General features: G+C 35.7%; 17 protein-coding genes. 15 read left to right on the top strand and 2 right to left on the bottom strand.

Annotation, left to right across the window (positions count from 1 at the left end):
• Positions 1-117 precede the first annotated feature (117 nt).
• Genes J0871_RS04325 through J0871_RS04310 form a run of 4 tightly spaced genes read left to right on the top strand, consistent with a single transcriptional unit; the run spans position 118 to position 2,687 of the window.
• Positions 118-981, top strand: coding sequence for a toprim domain-containing protein (locus J0871_RS04325; RefSeq protein WP_208223709.1), 864 nt, complete (start codon positions 118-120; stop codon positions 979-981).
• Positions 959-1,498: a mobilization protein MbpA gene (gene mbpA, locus J0871_RS17265; RefSeq protein WP_243870382.1), complete on the top strand. Its 540-nt coding sequence runs from the start codon at positions 959-961 to the stop codon at positions 1,496-1,498. Before J0871_RS04325 ends, mbpA begins: the two co-directional genes overlap by 23 nt.
• The gene (locus tag J0871_RS04315; protein ID WP_208223707.1) at positions 1,495-2,364 is read left to right on the top strand and encodes a relaxase/mobilization nuclease domain-containing protein; all 870 of its coding nucleotides are present in this window, start codon (positions 1,495-1,497) and stop codon (positions 2,362-2,364) included. Before mbpA ends, J0871_RS04315 begins: the two co-directional genes overlap by 4 nt.
• A gap of 11 nt (positions 2,365-2,375) precedes the next feature.
• Entirely contained in the window at positions 2,376-2,687 is a 312-nt protein-coding gene (locus J0871_RS04310; protein WP_208223705.1) for a DUF6730 family protein, read from the top strand.
• 539 nt (positions 2,688-3,226) lie between these two features.
• On the opposite strand, the gene J0871_RS04305 is transcribed toward J0871_RS04310, so the two are convergent.
• Together J0871_RS04305 and J0871_RS04300 are read right to left on the bottom strand one after the other, a co-directional pair.
• Entirely contained in the window at positions 3,227-4,324 is a 1,098-nt protein-coding gene (locus J0871_RS04305; protein ID WP_208223703.1) for a transposase, read from the bottom strand.
• Positions 4,325-4,326: 2 nt separating this feature from the next.
• Complete coding sequence (locus J0871_RS04300; protein ID WP_208223701.1) at positions 4,327-5,109, bottom strand: sigma-70 family RNA polymerase sigma factor; 783 nt, start codon at positions 5,107-5,109, stop codon at positions 4,327-4,329.
• Between the two features lie 438 nt (positions 5,110-5,547).
• Here J0871_RS04300 and J0871_RS04295 point away from each other — a divergent pair, with 438 nt between their 5' ends.
• The 11 genes from J0871_RS04295 (at position 5,548) to J0871_RS04245 (ending at position 23,580) form a co-directional block, all read left to right on the top strand.
• Positions 5,548-5,790 carry a helix-turn-helix transcriptional regulator gene (locus J0871_RS04295; protein ID WP_208223699.1) on the top strand — a complete coding sequence of 81 codons (243 nt, stop codon included), beginning with the start codon at positions 5,548-5,550 and terminating at the stop codon, positions 5,788-5,790.
• A 156-nt stretch (positions 5,791-5,946) separates the two neighbouring features.
• A complete protein-coding gene (locus tag J0871_RS04290; RefSeq protein ID WP_208223697.1) occupies positions 5,947-7,317 on the top strand; it encodes a Shedu anti-phage system protein SduA domain-containing protein in 1,371 nt (456 codons plus the stop codon).
• Positions 7,318-7,464: 147 nt separating this feature from the next.
• Positions 7,465-8,415: a hypothetical protein gene (locus J0871_RS04285; protein WP_208223695.1), complete on the top strand. Its 951-nt coding sequence runs from the start codon at positions 7,465-7,467 to the stop codon at positions 8,413-8,415.
• A 596-nt stretch (positions 8,416-9,011) separates the two neighbouring features.
• The gene (locus J0871_RS04280; protein ID WP_208223693.1) at positions 9,012-10,592 is read left to right on the top strand and encodes a class I SAM-dependent DNA methyltransferase; all 1,581 of its coding nucleotides are present in this window, start codon (positions 9,012-9,014) and stop codon (positions 10,590-10,592) included.
• A gap of 137 nt (positions 10,593-10,729) precedes the next feature.
• Complete coding sequence (locus J0871_RS04275) at positions 10,730-11,176, top strand: hypothetical protein (RefSeq protein ID WP_208223691.1); 447 nt, start codon at positions 10,730-10,732, stop codon at positions 11,174-11,176.
• 69 nt (positions 11,177-11,245) lie between these two features.
• On the top strand, positions 11,246-16,321 hold the full coding sequence (locus tag J0871_RS04270; protein WP_208223689.1) for a hypothetical protein: 5,076 nt from the start codon (positions 11,246-11,248) through the stop codon (positions 16,319-16,321).
• Between the two features lie 157 nt (positions 16,322-16,478).
• Positions 16,479-17,726 (top strand): restriction endonuclease subunit S, encoded by a 1,248-nt coding sequence (locus J0871_RS04265; RefSeq protein ID WP_208223687.1) that lies wholly within the window; start codon positions 16,479-16,481, stop codon positions 17,724-17,726.
• Positions 17,723-20,716: a type I restriction endonuclease subunit R gene (locus J0871_RS04260; RefSeq protein WP_208223685.1), complete on the top strand. Its 2,994-nt coding sequence runs from the start codon at positions 17,723-17,725 to the stop codon at positions 20,714-20,716. The genes J0871_RS04265 and J0871_RS04260 overlap by 4 nt, the downstream gene beginning before the upstream one ends.
• Before the next feature lie 63 nt (positions 20,717-20,779).
• A complete protein-coding gene (locus J0871_RS04255; RefSeq protein ID WP_208223683.1) occupies positions 20,780-21,082 on the top strand; it encodes a hypothetical protein in 303 nt (100 codons plus the stop codon).
• Positions 21,083-21,084: 2 nt separating this feature from the next.
• Positions 21,085-21,912, top strand: coding sequence for a hypothetical protein (locus J0871_RS04250; RefSeq protein WP_208223681.1), 828 nt, complete (start codon positions 21,085-21,087; stop codon positions 21,910-21,912).
• Between the two features lie 228 nt (positions 21,913-22,140).
• Entirely contained in the window at positions 22,141-23,580 is a 1,440-nt protein-coding gene (locus J0871_RS04245; protein WP_208223679.1) for an ATP-binding protein, read from the top strand.
• Positions 23,581-23,751 lie beyond the last annotated feature (171 nt).

Genomic DNA, 23,751 nt, shown 5'->3' with positions numbered 1-23,751 from the left:
ATGGTTTCGGCTGTCATCAAATTGTCATCAAACTGTCATCAAAAAATAATGATGACATAAAATAGGCTTAAAAACACAGAACTATAAACAGGATCAATACACACTAAATAAATACTGATGAAAACAGGAAAATTAAGCTGTGAAAAAGCCCGCAACATTTGCATCGTCAAAAGCCTCGCAAAGTTGGGGCACTTTCCCAGCAGAACAACGGAAAAAGAAGCCTGGTTTCTGAGTCCCCTGCGGTCAGAAACGCAGGCCTCTTTTAAGGTTTCTAAACAACTCAACAGGTGGTATGACTTTGGAATAGGAGAAGGAGGTAATGTAATTGATCTAATATGCCTTATCGAAAATTGTGAGGTTAAAGAAGCTTTGCGCTTTTTAGATCAAGAATCCATCACACCTACTTACAGCTCACCAAATAACCACAGGCCTAAAAAAAGTAAAATTCAAATTACGGCTGTGAAACCATTAGACCATCCAGCCCTACTCTACTATTTGAAATTTCGAAAAATCAATGTAGCATTAGCCAAGCATTTTTGTAACGAGGTATGGTATCAATGGAAGGAGAAACAGTATTATGCCCTGGGACTTAAAAACAAACTTGGAGGCTGGGAACTTCGAAATAAATATTTTAAAAATTCTAGTAGTCCTAAGACTTTTTCTCTTGTTGAAAATGACTCCAAACAACTACTCATTACGGAAGGAATGTTTGATTTTCTATCCCTGGCTACCATTGATAAAGATTTAGTACAAAGTTCAGATAGTATCATTTTAAATTCCCTGGCTTTTATAAAGAGGATCGAAACTTTGATTCCAAAATATAAGCGGGTTTTACTCTTCCTGGATAATGATTTCGCTGGTGAAAAAGCAACAGCTTTGCTTTTAAACCAATATGACCATATCACCGATCGCAGTGATTTTTATAAAGATTATGTAGATCTCAATGAAAAATTAAAAGATGAAAAAGCCTGGAAAAAATAAGGAGCAAGGAGGTAAAAGTAAAATAAGCTGGGAAGAAGCTTTGACTAATACCAAGAAACAACACGATAAAATGTATGGCAGAATAGATCAAAAAGCTGAGCTGGAAAAGAAGGAGCTTAAACTATCTGTACCGACTTTGGAAGGGAATGCAAGATGTGTGCCTGTGGGCACAATCTTGATTGCTCCCGGTGGTCGCAATGAAAAAAAAGAGAGGTTTAAGGGGAAAAGTGAATGGATAAAATTCAGATGTTCTATATACGAAAAGAAGATTCTAAGGATCAAAGCAAAACAAAGCGGACTTACTTTAAGTGAGTTTTGTAGAAAGGCTGTGTATGAAAAAGAGATCAAGGAACGGCTTTCTGATGATCATATCGAGATCTATAAAACCCTCCATAAGTTTCATAATAACTTTAAATCTATCGGGAATATGTACCGACGGAAAAATCCTAAAATGACCAGGGAGGTTTACGAACTGGCCAATTTGATCAAAGCTCATCTTGAAAAATTGAGAAGATGATCGGGAAAGGAAAAGCGATATCGCATACCCAGGCTTCGATGGCCTATGGCTGGAACCAGGAGAAAGATGCCGAGGTGGTCTATTCGCAAAATATTACCGGGGACACGCCTAAGGAAGTAACGGCAGAATTTAAACTTACCCAGGAACTTAATGAAAACTGTGAAAAGAATACACTCGCTTTTGTATTAAGCCCTACTATAGATGATGGTAAACATTTGGAGAAGAAAGAGCTGTCCAGGATCTGTGATCAATTTATGAAACAGATGAACTTGAAAGACCGGCAAGCCATTGCCTTTATTCACCGGGATAAAGCGCATAAGCATATTCACCTTTATGTAAATCGTATTGATTTTAAAGGGGTAGCCTACAATGATAGCTTTATTGGAAAACGAAGTCAACTGGCTGCAGAGAAAGTAGCTGAGAAAATGCAGCTGACTACCGTGAAACAAGTGCAATGGGAAAAGCAGCATAATCTTTCTGCTATTCGTTCTGAAATCAAAAGGCGGCACGATCTGACGATGCAGCAGTTTAAACCAAGAACGTTCCAGGATTATATAAAGGGAATGGAAACGAATGGCGTGAAGGTGATTCCCTCGATCAATAAAGCGAATAAGCTGCAGGGCTTTCGGTTTGAGTTTGATAATTATAATCTCAAAGGTAGCGAAGTACATCGCTCGATGACGGGAGGCTATATTGGAAAATCCCTGGCTTCAGAAAAGAGTATGTCTAGCTTCCTAAAGGAAAATACCCAGCTCAAACTTGCCGGGAAAACGGTAGAGCTTTCTACCGGGATGGCTAAGGCAATAGCAAAACAGGTGATCAAAAAAATAATCTCTAAAGGTATGGATGCCGGGATGGGATTCTAAAAATTCGTATTATGGCAAAATTAGAACAACTTAGTGAACTGCTGGTTTCAGAAATCAGCCAGTTTGAAAAGACGGTGCAAAGACTGGAGAAAATTCAACAAGAAAAGATCGGTCTCGATAGTGAAGCTTTTGAAAAGCAGCTCTTAGAGCACCAGGAGAAAATGAAAAAGGATCTTTCTCAATACGCTACAGAAATGAAAGAACTTGGTGGAAAACTTGAAGAAGCCAAGGCCTATCCGATTTGGGTATTGATTGTTTTTGGAGTTTCCATTGTGCTTAACGCAGTTTTAATAGTAATGGTTTTTCGAGACTTTGCGGGATAGTTTCTCTTACTTAGCCTCACAAATTCTTAGCTTATAAAAATATAGTTTGGTTTAATGGCGAGATATAAGATTGACTATCACTTTGATCATCATTTCTTTATCGCCTGGAGAGTGTTTTACGGTTTGATTTTACCCGGTACCCACTGAAATAATCCCGTGTAAATTATAGTAATATAAATTTCTTGAAACCTTTCTTACTATACTTTTTAACTGTCAAGTAATCCTTGACAGTTGAACTCTCCTCCAATTGTTGAAGCAAGTAATCTGGACTAACATCAAAAAAATAAGAGCCCACGCCGTTGTATATGCTAAACGCATTTAGTGAGTGTGATTTTCAACCTCACCTTGCGGGTGTACAAGCACCCTCATTGTTAATTATTTTATTTTTTTCTATTCAATTCCTTCAAATAAGCTTCTGCATAAATAATTCCCTATTCAATAAAAGTGAGATGACACGCCGTTGTATATGCTAAGTGCATTCAGTGAGTGTGACTTTCAACCTCACCTTATGGGTGTACAAGCACCCTCGTAATTTCAATTCAATCTGTTATCAGTTCAATACCTGCCTTCTCAGCCTTGTATTTTATCTTAGCCATCAGTTCATAATAGCTCCAGTTTCTAAGTACAAACTCCTCCTCTTTCGCAATCCCGATCTTATCTTCCTGGTTTATTAAAATAAGCGTCTCCGCCTGGTGTTTAATGCAAAAGTCGATTAATTTCCGACTGTAGAGATGTAACCGATTAGTCACGTAATTCTTTTCCAGTTCGTGGAACCTTTGCACTGCTTTGGTTTTTCGTTTTCGCCCTTTACCCGATCTTGCATAGGTTACCCCATCCTGTGCCCTTTTCCGGGCAGCTTGTATCGCAAGCCTACGATATAGAAATTCTTCCCGGGAGCCAATATTGAGTTTTGACTTTCCGGTCTTTACTGTAATAGGATATTCCAGCGATAAAGAAGCTTCTGCGATCACATTGGACTTTAAGAAATGTTTCTCTTTTTCAATTTCAAATGTGGCCAGCAAAAATGTTTTGTCATTTTTCAATTGAATGTGGGAAGTACAAAGCTTGGTCTCCCCTGCTACTACCCGCTCCAGTAGCTTTCGTTTATCGGTATAATCCTTACCTAAATAGGTTTTTAGCGGGATGGAAAACAAACGAAAACAAAAGGCTTTTTTATCTTCATCATAACATAAACCTTTAACGCCCTCCATATCAAATGGAAAAGCCATATCCCTTTTAAAGTTCATAAGCGAGCGTTCCCCCTTCCAGTATTCCACCTTATTTTTCTGGAACGTGCTCATTAAATTATGGTTGATGTTGCCTAAAATATTGGTCGGGATTTCCCCTTTATAGCGATCGGACACTACCCGATAGGTGGCATTGATGCGAGAGCGGTTCAGGATGCCGGCTTCATCTTTCTTTTCATCGGCGAGTTTATATTTTATCCCTTCGGTTAAATAAAAGAATTCCTGGATCATTTCCTGGACGTAGAGATGGCTAATGATAAGATTGGCGGCCTTAAAGCTGCGGTTGCGCCACTGGTAGAGTTTATCCAGGGCCTCCTTTCGTTCTACTTTGGTAGGCAAATCAACCAGTAACTGGATTTTTCGAGTGAGTTTTAGCGTATCTTTTCCCATCATTAAGCCGATTGTTGTTGTTCGTATTTGAGCTGCAGTAGCTTATAGGCGGCCATAAATTCCTTATGGACTTCCTTTTGAGAAAGGTTCAATTCTTTGGCAATTGCAGCAAAGGAATACTGGCTTTCCGTACGCAGCTGCAAGACCTTTTCCTGTTCCTCGGTCATTTTCCTCTGAATCTTCATTGCTACCATCGGTTCAGGTTTTGTTTCCAAACTGCTCCCCTGGTGGATGATATTTTTAATATCCTCTATTGCCCTTTTTACCTCATTGCGGGTATAGGTGATACTGGTTCCCATAAGCTGCGCAATCTTCTTATACTGAAACCCGTATTTTAAACAGAGTTCTATCAGGCGCCTTCTTTCAGGGCTTAGTAGGGGAAAAACACGGCTTACCCGATCAAAGGCTTTCTGCTGGGTCTCGCAATCCAGTAGATGTTCATCCTCCTTCTCGGGGTCATAGCCGTGCATGTATTCCTGGTAGTTCTCATAATATTCCAGGCGGTTGATATTCCGGTAAAAATTATTCTTAGGGCGGGCATAGTAGTAGGTACAATCTCTTTTCATCACATAGCGAAGAAAAAAGAAAATATGTTCGGGTCGTTCAATGCCATCCTTTTGCTCCCATAGTTTTAAGAAAGTATCCTGAAGTATGGTTTCTATGACAAATTCATCTCGTATTAGTTGCTTCCCTATCCAAAAGAGCTTGCGGTGGTACCTGGCGTAAATAAACTCCAAAGCATCGGGATGGCCTTGTTGTAATAATTCAAAAATACGCTGTAACATAAGCAGTCGCTTTTAATTGGAGGTAAATACCACCAGAATTAAACTGAATTTAGCTTATGCGAATTCTTATAAGATATAAAGAGAAGGTAGCTTTGAAAACAATTGAGAAGAAAGCCTGTTTTCTACAAACAAAAAAGGCGTGGAGACTCAACTTATCGAACAGAGGCACTGGTATACCTTACCACGATCAAGTAAGCCCACGCCCGGGTCGTGAGCATTTACACTTATCATCTTGTGGTTTGTTGAAAATTACCAGTTTTCTGTTCAAGACTCAAAGCGAATGCTTCTAATATTTTACTTTAAGAAGTATCGCAAATATAAAAATTAAATCATTTTGACCTAACTATCAGCTAAGTAACAAAAAATATCTTTTTGTTACAAGAACTTGTAACAATTTTTAGTTAAAAATTTCTTGTATTTACTTTCCAAGTAAATAATATGGAAGATTTAGACCTTAAAAGACAACGTATTTTCGGGCGGCATGTTAAAAGGCTTCGTGAAGAAAAAGGTCTAAGTCAGGATGATATTGCCGCACGATGCCGAGTTACAAAAGGAAGTTTAAGTGTTATTGAGAATGGCAATAGAAACTTTTCCTTTACTACATTATTAGCATTAGCAAAAGCTCTGGAAGTTGAACCAAAAACGCTTCTCAATATTGATTTTGAATTATTTTCTGAATAAATTCCTTTAACTCCTCTCTTTTTACGGTTTTCCTCATTTTTTTCTTATTTTATTCTTTTATATTTAGCAAAACTGCGTTTATCCCAACATATTTGTTCTTGAAAAGCTATTTTAAGTGGTGCAAAACGAGTTGTGAGATATGCCGAAATCAAAATTATGGCTAAAAAATATTTTAAAACACCTTTAGAAAAACTTAGAACCAAGATAAGCAGAATTACTAAAGAGCCAGAAATTGAGGAAAATGATAATATCATCCGTGTAAGAGGCACTAAGTTCTTTTCCTATACGAGTCAACAAATTAAATATAACAACAAGAGATACTATCCTAGTAAAGTTGATGATATAATAGAAGAATATTTCAAAGTTAGAATTCCAATAAATCACGAAAACCTAAATATTCTAGGTTCTAATATTATTAATCCACCATTCGGCGCACGAAAAATTATCGATTTATTTAGAAATTTTAATACCCAGCCATATAATTCGATTGTAATTGGATATAGGGAAAATAAGATTACCGGTAATACAATATTTATTACGAAGGAACTATATGATACGATTCTAAATATTGACAAAGAAGAAGGTAAAGGAAAAAAAGCCAGATTTACTGCTCGAATAGCCCCTTTTTTAAATTCTGAATATAATTTGTCAGTTTCACAAGATGAAGTTGGTAGAAACTATTCCCTACTTCTGAAGGAAATGATAGCAAGTGGCGAACTAAAAAGTTCTGATTTGATTAATTTATCAGACAAATTAGATTCAGGAGAAACTAATCAAATTATTATAGAGAAGCAGGTAAATAAACAAGTAAGATGGCTAATAGACACAATTGAAGATTTATTAGAAGATTCAGCATTAACTACTCCGAAAGCTAAGAATTTTGGATTTTTAAACTTCGGATATAGTAAGTCAAGTATTACGGGGCCGGAGCATTTAATAGAAAAAGTCCTATCTGATTATGGGCAATATACATTGTTTGGAGTTCCTGCTCTTTTAAATACTGATAAATATGTTATTAATCCCGGCTCTCAATCCAGATCACAATTTGATTTGATATTAATAACACACCTCGGAGATGTTGAGGTTGTGGAACTAAAAAGAACTGATGAAACTATTTTAGATTATGAGAAAGGACGAGATAAATTTTATCCTTCTAAAAATCTTTCTATCGCTATAGCCCAGGCGGAACGATATATTTCCGCAGTTCAGAAAGATAATGACGAAGAATATTTGATAGAAGGTAAGAAAATTAGAGAATACATTAATGAACAAATTGGCGGAACTACATATGTCGAAAGTATTAGACCAACAGCATTAATATTAATTGGCTCTTGGAAAACGTTGACTAAAGATTATGAAAATTTAAGCGCAGAAAGGAAAAGAAAAGTAAGCGAAATTGATTATAATGAAAATGGATTAAGAGCATATAGGGAAATAAAAAACAGTTATCGTAATATTAAAATCATGAACTATTCCGAATTGCTAGAGCACGCAAGAACAAGATTAGAAATAATGAAAAGCGAATAGGCACTACTCACAACATCGATAGCAAATAGCGTTTTGCCGAAAAAGTTTAATTTAGAGGCCAGGAAAGAATATTCTTAAGCCGTTTAATCAGCGACTCTGCTTCGATATAAAATCGTTTAGGTAATAGCCATTTAAAGTTAAATAATATTGAGAAAAAAGATTGAAAACCTAAGTAAGTTAATTCCTATATGTTATCCGTTACTTATTTTTCTAGGTTTCTATAATTATTTGAGTTATTATAGATTTTTTGATATTGAAATTTTCCCCTATTTAACTATTTACGAATTACTGTTTTCGATAATTTCAAAAATAACTCCAATTTTTATAACTGGATTTTTAATAATTTGTTATGTAATATTCATGGTGATATTGCCACTTTCAAAAAAGGAGAAAAGAACCAAAAAACCTACAAAAAAATCTGAATCGGAAATTGAAATAGATCCTAAATTTGAAAGATTAAGACGTTTTAAGAAACGGCAGGTAAGTACAAGCTTTATCTATAATAATTATCACGATTTAACCCTCAAAAGAGGAATTTTATTTTATAAAAAGTTCTTCTTTTTTAAAGAATATAATAAAGCTTTTTCCCATTTATTTTTATTCCTATTTAATATTATTGGCGTTTTATTTAAAATTGGTTTATGGATATTCTTCTTCGTTTTTACTTGTGCTGGAATGCTAATAATTTTTTCTCCACTTCAATATGATTTAAATTATTATAGCCCCTTTTTTATAAATAATACCTCCACGATAATTTCAATATTAATTTGGTGCGCTTTAATTTACGCTATGATAAGCAGGACGAAAGAAAATAACCCCAAATCTTCGGTAAGGACTATGCAATCTATTCCTTTAGTATTCTTAATATTTTTATTCATGACTATTTATCAAAAAGAAAAAGCCGAAAAAACTTTAAATCACGCAACTTATGATGTGAATTTTCAATATGATGGAAGAAATATTAAGAGTACATCAAAAAAAGTTTTCGTAGGTAAAACAACCGATTATATATTCCTGCGAGATTTAGATAAACAGAAAAATTTTATTTATCCGATTTCTGATGTTAAAAGCCTGGAAATAACGAAAATTAGTCAATAATCACAGTCCCTCCCGATTGATCAGGGAAAATAACAGGTTGAGAAGATAAAGTAAAATTAAATTCAAGTGTAAATCAATTCCTTGCTAATGGAAGGCTGATGTAGAGCATTATTTAGAGAAATGTGTTTAATTAACTAAAGAAGATAATGGATATATTACAATGGATTTTAAACCAGTTCGATAAACCTTTTAAAATGTTTATGTATAGGTTCAGTATTGATAAGTGGTCTTGTCGACATTGTGATGGAAGCGGAGTTTGTCTGAGCGGATGGAACAATCTGGGAGATAAATACAGTTGTAAAAGTTGTATTAATGAATTTAATGAAAAAGAAATTGGTGAACGATTAAGGGTTAAATGTGCGATTTGTGGTGGAACTGGTCGTGAATCAATTTATATTCATAAAAAGAGGTGAAATCCTCTCATAAAAATGTATGTAATTTTGATAAGAGGTAGGACCTGTTTAGCCAAACGTTACATCGTTTAACCCATTTCCCTTATATTTGTAATATTCCCACCCTACAGGAATATTTAATCGCAGTCAAATCATTATATTCAGGCTGTTTAAATAAAAACTACTAGACCCAACCTACCATACATGGCAAAAGCTGATATTGATTTTGAAAAGGAACTCTGGGACGCGGCCAACGAACTTAGAGGTGCCGTTTCAGAAAACAATTATAAAAACTACATTCTTCCCCTGGTATTCCTTAAACACCTTAGCGAACGTTACGAGGTGATTCGGGAGGAATTAAAGGATTTAATAAACGATCCTTCTTCAGATTATCACACTACCGATACCGAGGAAATAAATTATGTGCTGGAAGACCGGGACGAATACCGTTCCCGCAATACCTTTAAAATTCCGGGAAAGGCGTCCTGGCAGTATTTAAAAGATAATGCCGAGCAGGATGATATCAAGGTAAAAGTAGATGATGCTTTTGATGAAATCCAGGGATTGCTTACCGAATACAACCCACAGCTTCAAAATCTATTGCCGCGAATTTTTGTCCGTAGTGAATTGTCACCAAAACAAACCGGCGGTATTATCAACCTGCTTTCCAAACCTAAATTTTCTGAAAAGGAAAATCCCGAAAGCGATGTTTTAGGGCGTATTTATGAATATTACATCGGCCGTTTTGCGATGGCGGAAGGTTCGGGCGCGGGACAGTTTTTTACGCCTGGCAGTATTGTACGTTTGCTGGTGGAAGTGTTGGAACCCTACAAAGGAAGGATCTTTGATCCTGCCTGCGGAAGCGGGGGAATGTTTGTACAAAGTTTAAAATTCCTGCAGGAACACGGCGGCAATAAAAGCGATATCGCTATTTACGGACAGGAAATGACCGCACAAACTTTACGATTGTGCCTGATGAACCTGATGCTCCGAAATCTTTCTTTCGATATCAAACTCGGGAATTCCCTTTTAGACGATAAATTCCCGGAACTGAAAGCCGATTATATTATTGCTAATCCGCCATTTAATGTAAGCAACTGGCACCCGGAAGATCTACCCGATGGTGATCCCCGCTTATTTGGCCCCAGGGAGGAATTCACTACCGATGGCAGCGCCAATTATATGTGGATGCAAACCTTTTGGCATCACTTAAGCGACACCGGGACTGCCGGGATCGTGATGGCCAACGGGGCGATGACTTCCAATAACAGAGGAGAGAAAAATGTACGCCAGTATATGGTAGATAAATCTATGGTTGATGCCATTGTACGTTTACCCGATAAATTGTTTCTCACCACCGGGATCCCTGCCTGTATTTTTATTCTCAGCAAAAACCGTAACGGCAACGACGGCACCCACCGGGAACGAAATGATGAAATTCTATTTATAGACGCCTCCAAAATGGGCCAAATGGCGAGCCGAAAGCTTCGGGTTTTTGGCGATGAGGATGTTAGCCGAATTGCAGAAACTTACCACAACTGGAGAAACCGCGATGGAAATTACGATGATCTGGAAGGATTTTCTAAAGCAGCAAATATTACTGATGTACAAAATCAGGATTATAAATTAACGCCAGGAATCTACGTAGGAACAGAAGCCGAAGAAGATGATGGAGTCCCTTTTGAAGAAAAAATGGAGGGTCTTAAGGCGCAGTTGCTGGAGCAATTTGAAAAAGGGGAAGAGTTGAAGGAAAGGATTAAAGTTAATTTTGAGAAAATAGTTTAAAATAAAATAGAGGTCCTATATAAATATCCTCAATTGTTCATTTTTAATGGGGTAAGGGCTGGCATAAATAAACCACAGATAATAAAAAAGACATTTATAGCATTGTTAGCTAAAATTAAAAACATTTTTAGTAATAAATGAATATTAATTACATAGAAAGTGAATCAATAAGCGATGATTATGTTTCATATCAAATCACCAATGAAGCTGGAGAGGATATTGGTACAGCAGAAGGTTCAGGAAATAAAAATGGTGAGTTTGTAAGCATAATAAAAATTTATAATCCGAAATTTCAAAGAGCTGGATTGGGATTTCATTCCTTTAAAAAAGTATTTGATGAAATAAATTCAAATTATCCAATCTCTTTAATTAGAGCAAGTTGGCATAAAGGAGGTGAATTTAAAGACTTTGAAGAAGGAATGTCTACCAATTTATTGATTTTCCAAAGGAATTTAAAAACAATGAGTGAAGAGGAAAGTGTCTTTTCAACTCCAACAGGAAAATGGGTCAAAAACATAGGATATAAAAATTATAATTTATTGAAAAATACTGATGAAGAGGTCATTCTAAATTTCACTAAATAACTGCAGCCAAAAATGCTTAAATAACACTTTGATTATCAAAATAACACCGCCAAAAGAGAATAAATTAATATGTCAGACAAAGGAAGCGTTTTTCAAAAAGGAGGTGGTGGGACAAACTTTGAGCAACTCGTAGAAACAGCATTTATAACAACGCTAATTATGCGAGGTAATGTTCCTGCTCTAGTAGATTCAGCACACCTTTCAGAGGTTGCTATGCAAGTAACTAATAGAGGCTATGAGACTGACGATTTTATGGCTACTGCAAAATCCAAGAGAGGAGAACATCGATTATTGGTTCAAGTAAAACACGACATTTCGTTTACTGCTGACAATCAAAAATTTAAAGAAGTAATTGGTGCTTTTTGGAAAGATTATAATAATACTTCGATTTTTGACAAAACAAAAGATAAACTTATAGTAGTAAAAAATGGTTTAACTAAAGACGAACGAAACCATCTTAAATCACTTTTTAATTGGGCCACAACCCACGCTACAGAAACTGATTTTATTTCGGAAGTAAACAGAATTAAGGGAAAAAAGAAGCGATTAGATGTTTTTCGTGAAGTATTAAAAGAAGCAAATAAAAATATATCCTTAAGTGATAAAGAATTATGGGAATTTTTAAAATGTATTGATGTTCTAGAATATGATTTCTCAAACGAAGGTAGTATTGATAAAACATATTTTCTTAATCTCATAAAACTATGCAGAAGTAAAGATTCAACTGCTACCGAAAAAGAAATTTGGGATAGTATTTTTGCTTACGTTGGAACACTTAACCCAAATGGTGGAAGCGTAACGGTTGAAAGCATTAAAGACAAAGAGTTCTTTATTCATTTTGACAACACACAGATAAGTCCATATTTAAAAACAGTTGAAAAACTCAATTCAGACAGCAGAGAGATATTACGACCAATAAAAATTTCAATTGGATCTGGCGAAAACCAAGTTCAATTACCCAGAACCGAAGTAAGAGAAAAAATCCTAGAGGCATTAAGCCGTAATCAGATAACGGTTGTAACAGGAAAGCCTGGTGTTGGTAAATCAGCAAAAATTAAAGAAATTCTTGACAAAGATTTTCAAAATTCAAGCGTGTTCGTTTTCAGAGCTGATCAATTCAATGAATCTACACTTGCAAATGTGTTTTCAAGGCAGGGCGTGAACGAAACGATACAAGATATTTTCTCCTGTATTTCTCTAATCCCTGAAAAAATTATTTTTATTGATAGCTTGGAAAAATTATTAGAAGCAGACCCCGAATGTGCTTTCAAACAATTAATAGGATTGATTACAGAACATCCTGAAATCAAGGTTATTGCTTCATCCCGGAGATATGCGATTGACTTAATTACCTTAAAATTCGGAATTGATAAAAACGACATAGACATAGTTGACGTTCCAAGTCTCAATGGAGAAGAATTAAAACTTGTAGCTGAAAAATTTCCACAGTTAAATAAAGTTCTGAAAAATGACAAAGTCAAAAAATTACTTCGAAGTCCAAAATATCTTGATTTTTCAATATTAGCAATTGGCAAAACAAACGAAGATTATGCTACGGTTTCAATAACTGAATTCAAAAATAAGTTGTGGAATTCATTGGTTGTAGATTCGACAAATACAAAAAACGGACTGCCAATTAAAAGAGAAAAAGCGTTTCAAGAAATTGCAGTTAAAAGAGCAAAAGAGATGAAACTCTTTACTACACCCGATAAATCGGATCCGGATGCAATTGTTTGTTTAGAAAATGACGAAATTGTATTTCAGGAAAACAACAATAGAAAGTATGCGCCCACTCACGATATTCTAGAAGATTGGGCTTTAGTAAAATATGTTTCCTCAACCTTCGAAGATTTTCCTGAACCAAAAGATTTGTTTGTTAACTTGGGCAACGAACCCGCAATCAGACGAGCATTTCGCCTATGGGTAGAAGATTATCTAATTGACAACAATAGCACTATAAGAGAGCTGATTAAGACGACAATTTCAGACTCAACGATTGAAAAATATTGGGCTGATGAATTGCTGATTGCTATTTTTAAATCCGAAAACAGTAATTCGTTTTTCCTTAATTTTGAAAAAGAACTTCTTGAGAACAATGCTGTTTTCTTCAACAGATGTTTGCATATCATAAAAACTTGCTGCAAAGAAAGCGATCAAAAAGCCAATAACAATTTTCTTTTACCTATTGGATCGGGCTGGAAAGAAGCAATATTTTTTATTCAAAAGCACATAGTTCAATTGGACACAATTAAACTGTCAATACTAAATTTTCTTACCGACTGGTATTACCGATTACTTTTTCAATACCACAAAATTGAAGATTTAGAATTAGAATCGGCAAATTCTATTATCCTTTTTTATCTTAAAGAAGTTGAGGAAGAAAAAGAGTTTTGGCAAGAAGAAAGCGCCAGAGATAAATCTTCAATCTTGATTACAATTTTGTTCGACTTGGCTACAATTGCAAAAGAAGAAATTATAAAACTTCTTTCTAGAGCATTTGACAATAAGGAAAATCGTGATTCTTGGAGATTGAATACTTTTTACGAGAACGTAATTGAGAGTTGTCTTTCAGGTATAGGAAATCAACGTTTAATAAAGGAAGTACCTGAATTAATTGTTGAAACAGCTTGGAAAAATTGGAAGTACATTCCACCGAAAAAAGAAGACTTTCCTAATGGTTTAGGATTTTTAGCAAGCCGTTTACGAGACGAAGAATGTTGGGGCATTAGAGATAAGCATTCTTTTTTTCCTTCAGGAATCTACAAGACACCATTTTACAATTTATTGTGGGTTCACCCAATCATTGGATTAAAATTCATCATTGATTTTATCAATTATTCAGTTGATTTTTACGTTAACGCTACTTGTGATTACAAACACAAAATCTCACAAATAGAAATTGAATTGAAGGACGGGACAGTAGTGAAACAATATGCTGCCTGGGAATTATGGGCTGCTTACAGAGGTTCAAGCGTAACAAATTACGCTTTGGAATCCTTACTGATGAGTTTGGAAAAATACCTATTGGAAACAGCAAAATATAAATCAAATGTAAGTAAGAAAAACATAAAATTTATGTTTGATTATGTTCTTAAAAACAGCAATAATATTGCCCCATTATCAGTTTTGACAAGCGTAGCAATTGCATATCCTGAAGAAGTTGAAGAAGCAATGTTACCACTATTATCTATTCCTGAATTTTATGATTGGGATTCAAGCCGGGCACTTCAGGAACATTCAGTACTTTCTCCTATGGACAATCGTATTGCATTTGCACAAAAGGAGCGGGGGGAATCAAATCAATTACCACATAGAAAACAATACACACGTGGATTAGTAGACTTTATTGTGAATTATCAATTCAATGTTAGAAAACTGAATCCAGAATTACACAATCTATTTGATAAACTTAAAGGAGAATTTAAGGAAGATGATGTAATGTGGAAAAAGCGATTGAATGAAATTGATATAAGAACTTGGGAAATTCAACCATACGATCAAAAACTTGGAGGATTTATTGTTCAGCCCAAATACGAACAAGAAGTCGTTGAACATTTGGCTTCATCACAAGATTATTTTGAAAAGCAAAATACCTCAGCTAAATATTCAGATATAATTTCAAAAGCTCACAAAAAAGAAGAACCCATTAGTTGTGAAAAATGGTTAGAGTGCTATCATTATTATTCTGACGATGATAATTTCGATACCTTTTTCAGTAAACCTATAACACTTTCTATTCTCGGATTACGTGAATTTTCAAGTTCTATTGGAGGAGAACAGAAAATTTGGTGTATAGAAACCATTGAAAATTCAATAGGCTCTATTCTTCAAGATACGTTTAGCAGAAATTACAATCTTAATAAGAGCATTAATATAATGGAAAAGGAAATGGCATTATCTTCTTTCCATTTGCTGATGCAAAATGCAAATAATGATGAAGATAAAAATGGAATAATAGCAACAATGATTTATATGCTATTTGCACCGTTTCACGACCACGAAATTGATAAAATCACTAAGTACATTAGAGAGGAGTTTTTTCAACAATTTCCGGATGAGGCAAAAAGAGTTTGGCTTGGGCTTATCAAATATTCCAATTACAAAAAAGCTCATCCACATTTAAAGGGTTACCAAGATGAAGAAAAGTTAAAGGAAGCACAGGAAAATGAAGAAAATTTTGTTCAACGGATATCATCTAACAAAAATTTAAAGTTAGACCTGGCTGAAATAAATTTAGAAAAAAGCCAAGCATATCTATTGGCAAGAGCTTTTGTAATTACCCCTTACGATAAAGCTGATAATGATTTTACAGATTTCATAAACCATATATTACCAATTGTTCTTAGTGATTTAATTAAAAAAGAAGATTATTCTTATAATAGAAGAGGAGAATCACGTCAATTTCCTCACGAATCGATTTCTGATATTCAACAATATCTTGCCAATTTATTTTTGGACGCAAATTTTAGTTTTTCAAAATCTGTTTTAACTACGTTAGTTAATTCATTATCAAACCAAACTCAAAGTCATAAGTTTGGTAGAAATGACTTGCTTGAATTTGTAAACACAACTTTAGATTACCTTGTATTAAAGTTATATGACAACGGGAATTTGAAAATAGAACAAAAGAAATACTCTAAACAGCAAGCGAACTTTTGGAATCTTTGGGAAATTCTTTTTGATTTAATTCCAAGCAACGGAAAACATCCGCTAATCAAAAAACTTCTGTTGGACATAAGATATTTGCTATGGGATTACCAAGGTAATCCGAACGAAAATAATTGGAATGTTTTGGATGGCAAAAAAGATTTCTACAAAAAAATATTTCTTGAAAAGGGTCAAGACAATACTTCCTCGGCAATTAATGTATTTTCAACAGTTGGAGAGAAAGAATTTCTACCACATGGCATAAGTTGGTTAACAAAAACATTTAAAACAAATACTCTTGCTACACGTACTTTGGCAACAGGTTCGGCAGAAAGAATGATAAAACGACTTTTTTACAACCATATTTTTAAAATCAAGAACAACAAAACGTTAATAGATGATTATGTTTGGATTTTGAACCGAATGGTTGATTTAGGCTCATCAGAAGCATATTTATTCAGGGAAAATGTAATTACATATAAAAAAATTGAAAACTAAAAAAGCCCATACCTACCATATTGGCGATAAGCAATTGACCGAAACTGATTGAACGAAAGTGTTTACATAACCCAAAGGTCTGTGCAAAACGTAAAAGTTTGGGATGAAAACGATAAAAGCTCATAGCTGAGATGTTGAATGAAATAACAAACAACTAATGCCAGAGAACTGGAAGAAATATAATTTAGGAGATTTAAGTGACGACATTTCTTATGGCTACACTGAAAGTGCTTCAAAAGAAGAAATAGGTCCGAAATTCCTGAGAATAACAGATATCCAAAATGATTTCATCGATTGGAAGGAAGTTCCATATTGTAAAATCTCAGAAAAAGATTTGATCAAATATCAGGTTGAAATCGGTGACATTGTAGTAGCCAGAACTGGAAATTCAACGGGCGCGACGTCAATGATTAAGAATAAAATTAATGCTGTTTATGCTTCCTATTTAATTCGGTATAGATTAAATAAAAAGATTGCCTTTCCAGATTTTATTGATTTTGTTTTAAGGTCCAATAGTTGGAAAAATTATGTTGATGCGATTAAAGGAGGATCTGCCCAACCAGGTGCTAATGCAAAACAGTTTGCTGCATTTGAAATTAACCTACCTCCTCTCCAAGAACAAAAATCCATCGCCTCCATACTCTCTGCCTTAGACGATAAGATCGGGCTCAACCTCCAGATGAACAAAACCCTGGAAGAAATGGCAATGGCATTATATAAACATTGGTTTGTTGATTTTGGGCCTTTTCAGGATGGGGAATTTGTAGCTTCTGAAGTGGGTGAAATTCCGAAGGGATGGGAAGTGAAGCCAATAGGTAAGGTAATAGAAACTTTAGGAGGAGGAACGCCTAAAACTAAAATTTCTGAATATTGGGAAAATGGAACAATAGACTGGTATTCTCCAACCGATCTTACTAAATCAAATTCATTATTTTCTTTAGGCACAGCCAAAAAAATAACTGAAAAAGGTTTAGCAAAAAGTTCGGCAAAAGTATTTCCGAAGAATTCACTTTTAATGTCAAGCCGAGCTACCATAGGAGCTATTACAATCAGTAGAAATGAAGCTTGTACTAATCAAGGCTTTATAACAATGATTCCGAACAAAACTTTAAGTTTATATCAATTACACGGTTGGACAGTACATAATATGAATTTGATAATCTCCAAAGCAAATGGAAGCACCTTTAAGGAAATTAGTAAAACAAATTTCAGGAACCTACCTATTGTAGTAGGTAATGAAATAGATGAATATAAAGTAGAAGCTAAAAATTACTACGACCAAATAGAAAATAATATCCTTGAAAACCAAACCCTCACTCAACTTCGAGACACCCTTCTTCCAAAACTCATCAGCGGGGAAGTCCGGGTAAAAGATGCTAAGAAAACCTTATCTGAAGTCTTATGATAGAAATTACGGTTCAAAATGCGGCAATTGAATACCTAAAAGACCTGGGCTACCAGCACCGGGAGGGAAATTCCCTAAACCGGGACCTTAAAAAGGTAGTGCTGGAAGACGAGCTGAGCAATTTCCTGGTTTCCACCTATCCCGACGTTCCTGCCACGGCTATTAATGAAGCACTGGCGAGTTTTACCCAGCATTCCGGGATGGATTTAGACCACCGCAACCGTGATTTTCATCGTAAACTTACCCAGGGCATTTCAGTTTTTTGGAAAGATAAATCAGGCAAAGAACTGGCTAAACATATTTACCCTATAAATTACCGCGAACCGGAGAAAAACCAGTTTATCTGTTCCGATGAGGTAAAAGTGATTGGTAAAAACAGTCGACGTGCAGATTTGGTCATCTTTATCAATGGCCTTCCGCTCATCGTTTTTGAGTTCAAAAATATGTTTGATGCCGAAGTTGGGGTAGACAACGCACACCGGCAAATTGGCCATTACCTTCAGGATATTCCACAATTATTCGATTTTAATGCTATTAGCATTGTTTCAGACGGGATGCAAACCCTGCACGGGATGTATAATTCCTCCTTAAAATGGTTTGCCCCCTGGAAAAGTTTAAAGGGCGATGATATAAAACAGGAGACGGAGTTTCAGCTGGAAACTTTACTCAACGGTCTTTTTCCAAAAGCCCTTCTGTTAAACTATATTCAGAATTTTATTTTCCACGAAGACCATAACGGAAAAATCATTAAAAAAGGTGCGAAATACCATCAATATTGGGGTATTGAAAAAGCAGTGAAAAGTGCGGTGGAAAATATAAAACCTCAGGGCGATGGTCGGCTGGGAGTAATCTGGCATACCCAAGGATCGGGAAAAAGTATTTCAATGGCGATTCTTACGGGTATCCTACGGCAAATGCCGGAAATGAAAAACCCTACCATTGTAATCCAGGTAGACCGTTCCGATCTGGATCAGCAGTTATACGAAAATTTTGTGTTGGCAAAAGACCTGGTAGGCGATGTACAGCACGCTGATACTACAGAAGAATTAAGGAATCTGTTACATTCAGATGGGGGCGGGGTAATTTTTACCACCATTGAGAAATTCCGTTTAAAAGACCTGGAAACAGGAAAAGAAACCCGGCACCCGGTACTTTCAGAAAGATACAACCTAATCATTATGGCCGATGAAGCCCACCGTACCCAATACGGGTTTCAAGATGGCGGCTTCGCACAAAATATACGGAGAGCTTTACCCAATGCTTCTTTTATTGGGTTTACCGGTACGCCGGTAGACAGTAAAGATGCCGATACGCAAATGGTGTTCGGTCCTACCCTGCACAGTTATGATATAGAACAGGCGGTGAAAGATGGCGCTACGGTGCCCATTTATTACGAGCCAAAAATGGTTCCTTTAAATATTAAAGCCGCCTACAGCGCACAGCTCGATGAAATTGAAGACGATGCAGATAATCCCTCAAATGCGGTTTGGGCCGCCATAGAAGATGCCGCAGGAGCGCAGAGCCGGGTAGAAAAGGTGGCCGGGGATATCCTGGAGCATTTCCTGGCAAGAACAACTACGCTGGAAGGAAAAGCGATGGTGGTTTGTATGAGTAGGCGTAATTGTGTAAAAATGTATGACGCACTAACTGCTTTGGATGGCTGCCCTGAAATTGCGGTGATTATGACCGGAAATATCAGCAAAGATCCACCGGAATGGAATAAGCATATACGAACCAAAGATGCTATGGAAGCGATTAAAAAGCGCTTCCGAAATCCGAAGGATCCTTTAAAGATGGTGATCGTCCGTGATATGTGGCTTACCGGGTTTGATGCGCCGATTATACATACGATGTATGTAGATAAGATTATGAAAGGTCATAATTTGATGCAAGCCATCGCCCGGGTGAATCGTGTTTTTGAAGACAAACCCAGTGGTTTGGTGGTAGATTTTATTGGAATTTCCGGCTACCTGGCAGAAGCTACCAAGAAGTACACTTCCGGAGGAGGAAAAGGAAAACCCGCAGTAGATATTGAACTTGCCGTAAACTTATGTTTCGAGCAACTGGAAACCGTAAAAGAGTTGATGGGCGATTTTAGTATGGATGAAATCGACAAAATGGATGATCGAGAAAAACTGCGGTGGTCTAAGAAAGTGATAAACGATCTACTTCAAACTGATCCTATAACCGATAACTTTTTACGGGAAGAAAGAAAACTATCGGAATTGGTGTCGATGACCAGCTCAGATAAACGTATTTGGGAAATTCAGGATGATGTGGCCATTATTCAAAAAATAAGGAAAACCATCAGGAAAATTAAATTCCCACCGGGCCCACAGCGAGAGAAAAACGAGCGGATCAAAGACCTTATCAGTAAATCATTGGAATCCCAGGAGATTGTAGACCTGGCAAAAATGTATGACCTGGATAAGATAGATATTTCCATTATCGACGATCGTTTTCAGGCTACCGTGAAAGAAAAAGGCGACGAGAATGTAAAAATCGAATTGCTGCGAAGGATCATCAATGATGAACTTAGGGTAAGAATGCCCAAGAATATTAAAAAAGCACGGCGACTTCGTGACGAGCTGGAAAAGGTCCTGAGTAATTATCATAAAAACAGCCTGGATTCCATAGCCGCGATTAAGCATTTACTGGACATCGCTGAAGAATTTCAGCAAGATGATATTAGAACCAAACAACTCGGTTTAACCGAAGATGAACTGGCATTTTATGATCTTTTGTCTGCCAGTCAAAAGATCATCAATGAAGCTGGACCTATTCAGGATTTAGTGCACAAAGTTGTAGCATCGGTAAAGAAAAACCTGCAACTCGACTGGACCAAGAAAGAAGATGCCAGAGCTGCCATACGCCTGGCCGTAAAAAAAGAACTCCGCGGAAAAGTACCATTCTCAGAACTGGATAATTTACTCAAGGAAGTAATTGAACAAGCCGAAGGGCAGTATAAGGATTGGCCGGTGGAGGCTTAGTTAGTAAGAAAAAGAAGTGAAAGAGCTTTCTAATCAAAAATGTCGAAATAAAATATTGAATTTATGGACGAATTACTCCTGAAATTATCCGAAAGAATGGAAAGGATTGAAGCTAACCAAGAATTAATCCTACAACGCCTGACTGAAGTTAATTTTTATCCAAAACTTAAAGGGAAAACTCCCAGCTCGAAAACCAGAAAGGAAAGGAAAAAGGATGAAATTGAAGAAATGGTAACCATAATAATGCAGGGAACTCGAATTCGGAATGAATTTAACCTATGGCAGACTCCTTCGCCAGATAGAATTAGGGCATATTTAAAAAGTGGAAACCCAGCAGCCTTTGATGGTTTAAAAAGAAAAAGTTGAGAATGATGAGCGAATCAATGCGTTACCAGCGCAAATTAATTGGTGTAGAAAAAAAATTGGGATTTTTATATGTCCCGGCGGAGGTAAGAGCAATGTTACCGAATGAAAATGCAGAAGTAAAGGTTTTACTTGCCGGTGAAAATAAACCAAAGATAAAAAGCTACAATTCAGATCATAATAGGATTTTTGGCTTAACACCATTCTATAGAAAATACGATTTATCGGCAGGCGATATGATTTCCGTAGAAGTTTCACAGGAATTAATCAACATTACGTTAAAGGAAAAAACGAAAATTGAAGATTCAGAAGAAAAGGAAGATGACAACTTTATAGACGTATCCGGCCTGTCTTCTCAATCGAAAGGGAATATTGGAGAAGATAGAATTAAGGAAATAATTCTGCTTTATAGCCAGGGACTTTTGAATGTTTATAAACCTGTAATTGATGATCGGGGTATTGACTTGATAGTTTTGAAAGAGAAAATATACAATCCGGTTTATATTCAGGTTAAAACTCGGTTTAATGTTCATAAACGGAATCGCTTGATACTTACTATCAATGGTAACACATTTAAGCCACATCATTCATACTATGTGATTGGACTTTCTTTTAATCAGGAAAAAATGGAAATGGATGAAAATATATTGTTCATTCCTTCTAAAGAGATACCCGAATTAGCAAGCCAATTAAGCGATGGCAGTTGGAGAGTAACTGTATCTTTAACTAATGGAAAGACTACGGGAAAATACAAGAAATATTTTGTGTCCAAAGAAGAACTCGTAAACCGCCTTCTTGAACGAATTGATTTAGTGAATGAGATTGTGAATTGAACAGTTCAATGGAATTGAAACACTAAATATTATATGTGTATTTTAGGTCCTAATTAATTGGAAGTTGGATAAAATTTACTACACTTATTTTACTAATGGAGTGTTTTAAAAATTTATTTGTAAAATGATTAAATAATACATGTGACTAGGATGTGACTAAACTAGTTTGATATAGCCTAAACCCTTGAATATAGGGAAGAAACTATATGATATAGATGTGACTTTAGTATGAATAATGAAGAATTAAAATTGTTAATAGAAGAACTCAGAGCATTACCTCAGGAGAGTGAATGGGTTGAATTTAAAACTAATAACAGTGATCCTAAAATGATAGGGGAATATATATCTGCACTTTCTAACTCTGCTTGTCTCGAGAATAAGGAGTTTGGCTATTTAGTTTATGGAATTGAAGACGATACTCATAAAGTTGTAGGAACTAATTTCGAGCCACGTAAAGAAAAAATTAAGCAACAGGAATTACAAAATTGGTTGTCAACTTTGTTAAATCCCAGGATTGACTATCAAATTTTTGAATTTTCCCATCAAGATAAAAACTTGGTGGTATTCCAAATTGAGGCTGCCAATAATCAACCAGTAAAGTTTAAAGGGGAGGCATTTATAAGAATAGGATCTTACAAGAAGCCTTTGAAGGAGCATCCTGAAAAGGAAAGTAAAATTTGGCAGAAAGCGAAAAATGTAGTTTTTGAAAAGGAGTTTGCAAAACGTAATATCTCTGCTGATAAGGTTTTAGAGTTAATAGATTATCCGTCAGTTTTTAAACTCTTAAAAATTCCTCTACCCCCAAATAAGGAACAAATACTTTTAAAATTAGAAGAAGAAAAACTGATTTTCAAGAGACTTAATAAATATCATATTACCAACTTAGGAGCTATTCTTTTTGCCAATGACTTAAACGAATTTGAACATCTGGCACGAAAGGTTCCGCGGGTAATACTCTACGACGGAAATAACAAATTGAAAACAATAAAAGAGCAGGAAGGTAAATTAGGCTACGCTGTTGCTTTTGAAAAATTGGTTAATTACGTAAATGATAAGCTTCCTTCAAATGAAGAAATTGGCCGTGTATTCAGAAAACAAGTTAATATCTATCCAGAACTTGCAATTAGAGAACTACTTGCGAATGCTTTAATCCATCAAGATTTCACCGTAAGAGGAACGAGTGTTATGGTTGAAATTTTTGACAATCGAATTGAAATCAGTAATCCTGGTAAACCTTTAATTGACGTAAACCGATTTATAGATCATAGTCCTGAGAGCAGAAATGAATTGTTAGCTAGCCTAATGCGAAGAATGAATATTTGTGAGGAAAGAGGAAGTGGGGTCGATAAAGTTATTGCTCAGATTGAAGTATACCAATTACCAGCTCCAGAATTTATTGCGGGAGACAATTATACCAGAGTCGTAATGTACTCTCCAAAATCATTAAGGCAAATGTCTAAACCAGATAAAGTAAGAGCCTGTTATCAGCATTGTTGTCTTAAATATGTGTCAGGGGAATATATGACGAATCAAAGTTTACGGGAAAGGTTTGATATTGATAAAAAGAATTATTCAATAATATCTCGGTTAATCAGAGAGGCTATTGGAGCTGGAGTTATAGCAGAATATGACACATCAAGGATGTATGTTCCTTATTGGGCTTCCTAATTATGTGATCAGGATGTGACTAAAGAATAATATTTATGTCTAAAAACCACAATTTTCGGGCTATCAAGTAGGTTGCAGGATGTGATAAAGGGTAATTTAAATTCTTAAATAATTTGCTAATTTATTGAGCAGGATAAAATTACAGGAGTAGATCCTTTGAAGCATCCTTTA

Source organism: Salegentibacter sp. BDJ18, assembly GCF_017579965.1.
Classification (GTDB): Bacteria; Bacteroidota; Bacteroidia; order Flavobacteriales; family Flavobacteriaceae; genus Salegentibacter.
The sequence above is the reverse complement of the archived record's forward strand: the minus strand, read 5'-3'. Positions and strand labels throughout refer to the sequence as shown.

Excerpts from the sequence above, each read along its gene's own strand:
- J0871_RS04325 (WP_208223709.1), top strand. The coding sequence starts at position 118 with ATGAAAACAGGAAAATTAAGCTGTGAAAAAGCCCGCAACATTTGCATC.
- mbpA (WP_243870382.1), top strand. The coding sequence starts at position 959 with ATGAAAAAGCCTGGAAAAAATAAGGAGCAAGGAGGTAAAAGTAAAATA.
- J0871_RS04315 (WP_208223707.1), top strand. The coding sequence starts at position 1,495 with ATGATCGGGAAAGGAAAAGCGATATCGCATACCCAGGCTTCGATGGCC.
- J0871_RS04310 (WP_208223705.1), top strand. The coding sequence starts at position 2,376 with ATGGCAAAATTAGAACAACTTAGTGAACTGCTGGTTTCAGAAATCAGC.
- J0871_RS04305 (WP_208223703.1), bottom strand. The coding sequence starts at position 4,324 with ATGGGAAAAGATACGCTAAAACTCACTCGAAAAATCCAGTTACTGGTT.
- J0871_RS04300 (WP_208223701.1), bottom strand. The coding sequence starts at position 5,109 with ATGTTACAGCGTATTTTTGAATTATTACAACAAGGCCATCCCGATGCT.
- J0871_RS04295 (WP_208223699.1), top strand. The coding sequence starts at position 5,548 with ATGGAAGATTTAGACCTTAAAAGACAACGTATTTTCGGGCGGCATGTT.
- J0871_RS04290 (WP_208223697.1), top strand. The coding sequence starts at position 5,947 with ATGGCTAAAAAATATTTTAAAACACCTTTAGAAAAACTTAGAACCAAG.
- J0871_RS04280 (WP_208223693.1), top strand. The coding sequence starts at position 9,012 with ATGGCAAAAGCTGATATTGATTTTGAAAAGGAACTCTGGGACGCGGCC.
- J0871_RS04275 (WP_208223691.1), top strand. The coding sequence starts at position 10,730 with ATGAATATTAATTACATAGAAAGTGAATCAATAAGCGATGATTATGTT.
- J0871_RS04270 (WP_208223689.1), top strand. The coding sequence starts at position 11,246 with ATGTCAGACAAAGGAAGCGTTTTTCAAAAAGGAGGTGGTGGGACAAAC.
- J0871_RS04265 (WP_208223687.1), top strand. The coding sequence starts at position 16,479 with ATGCCAGAGAACTGGAAGAAATATAATTTAGGAGATTTAAGTGACGAC.
- J0871_RS04260 (WP_208223685.1), top strand. The coding sequence starts at position 17,723 with ATGATAGAAATTACGGTTCAAAATGCGGCAATTGAATACCTAAAAGAC.
- J0871_RS04255 (WP_208223683.1), top strand. The coding sequence starts at position 20,780 with ATGGACGAATTACTCCTGAAATTATCCGAAAGAATGGAAAGGATTGAA.
- J0871_RS04250 (WP_208223681.1), top strand. The coding sequence starts at position 21,085 with ATGATGAGCGAATCAATGCGTTACCAGCGCAAATTAATTGGTGTAGAA.
- J0871_RS04245 (WP_208223679.1), top strand. The coding sequence starts at position 22,141 with ATGAATAATGAAGAATTAAAATTGTTAATAGAAGAACTCAGAGCATTA.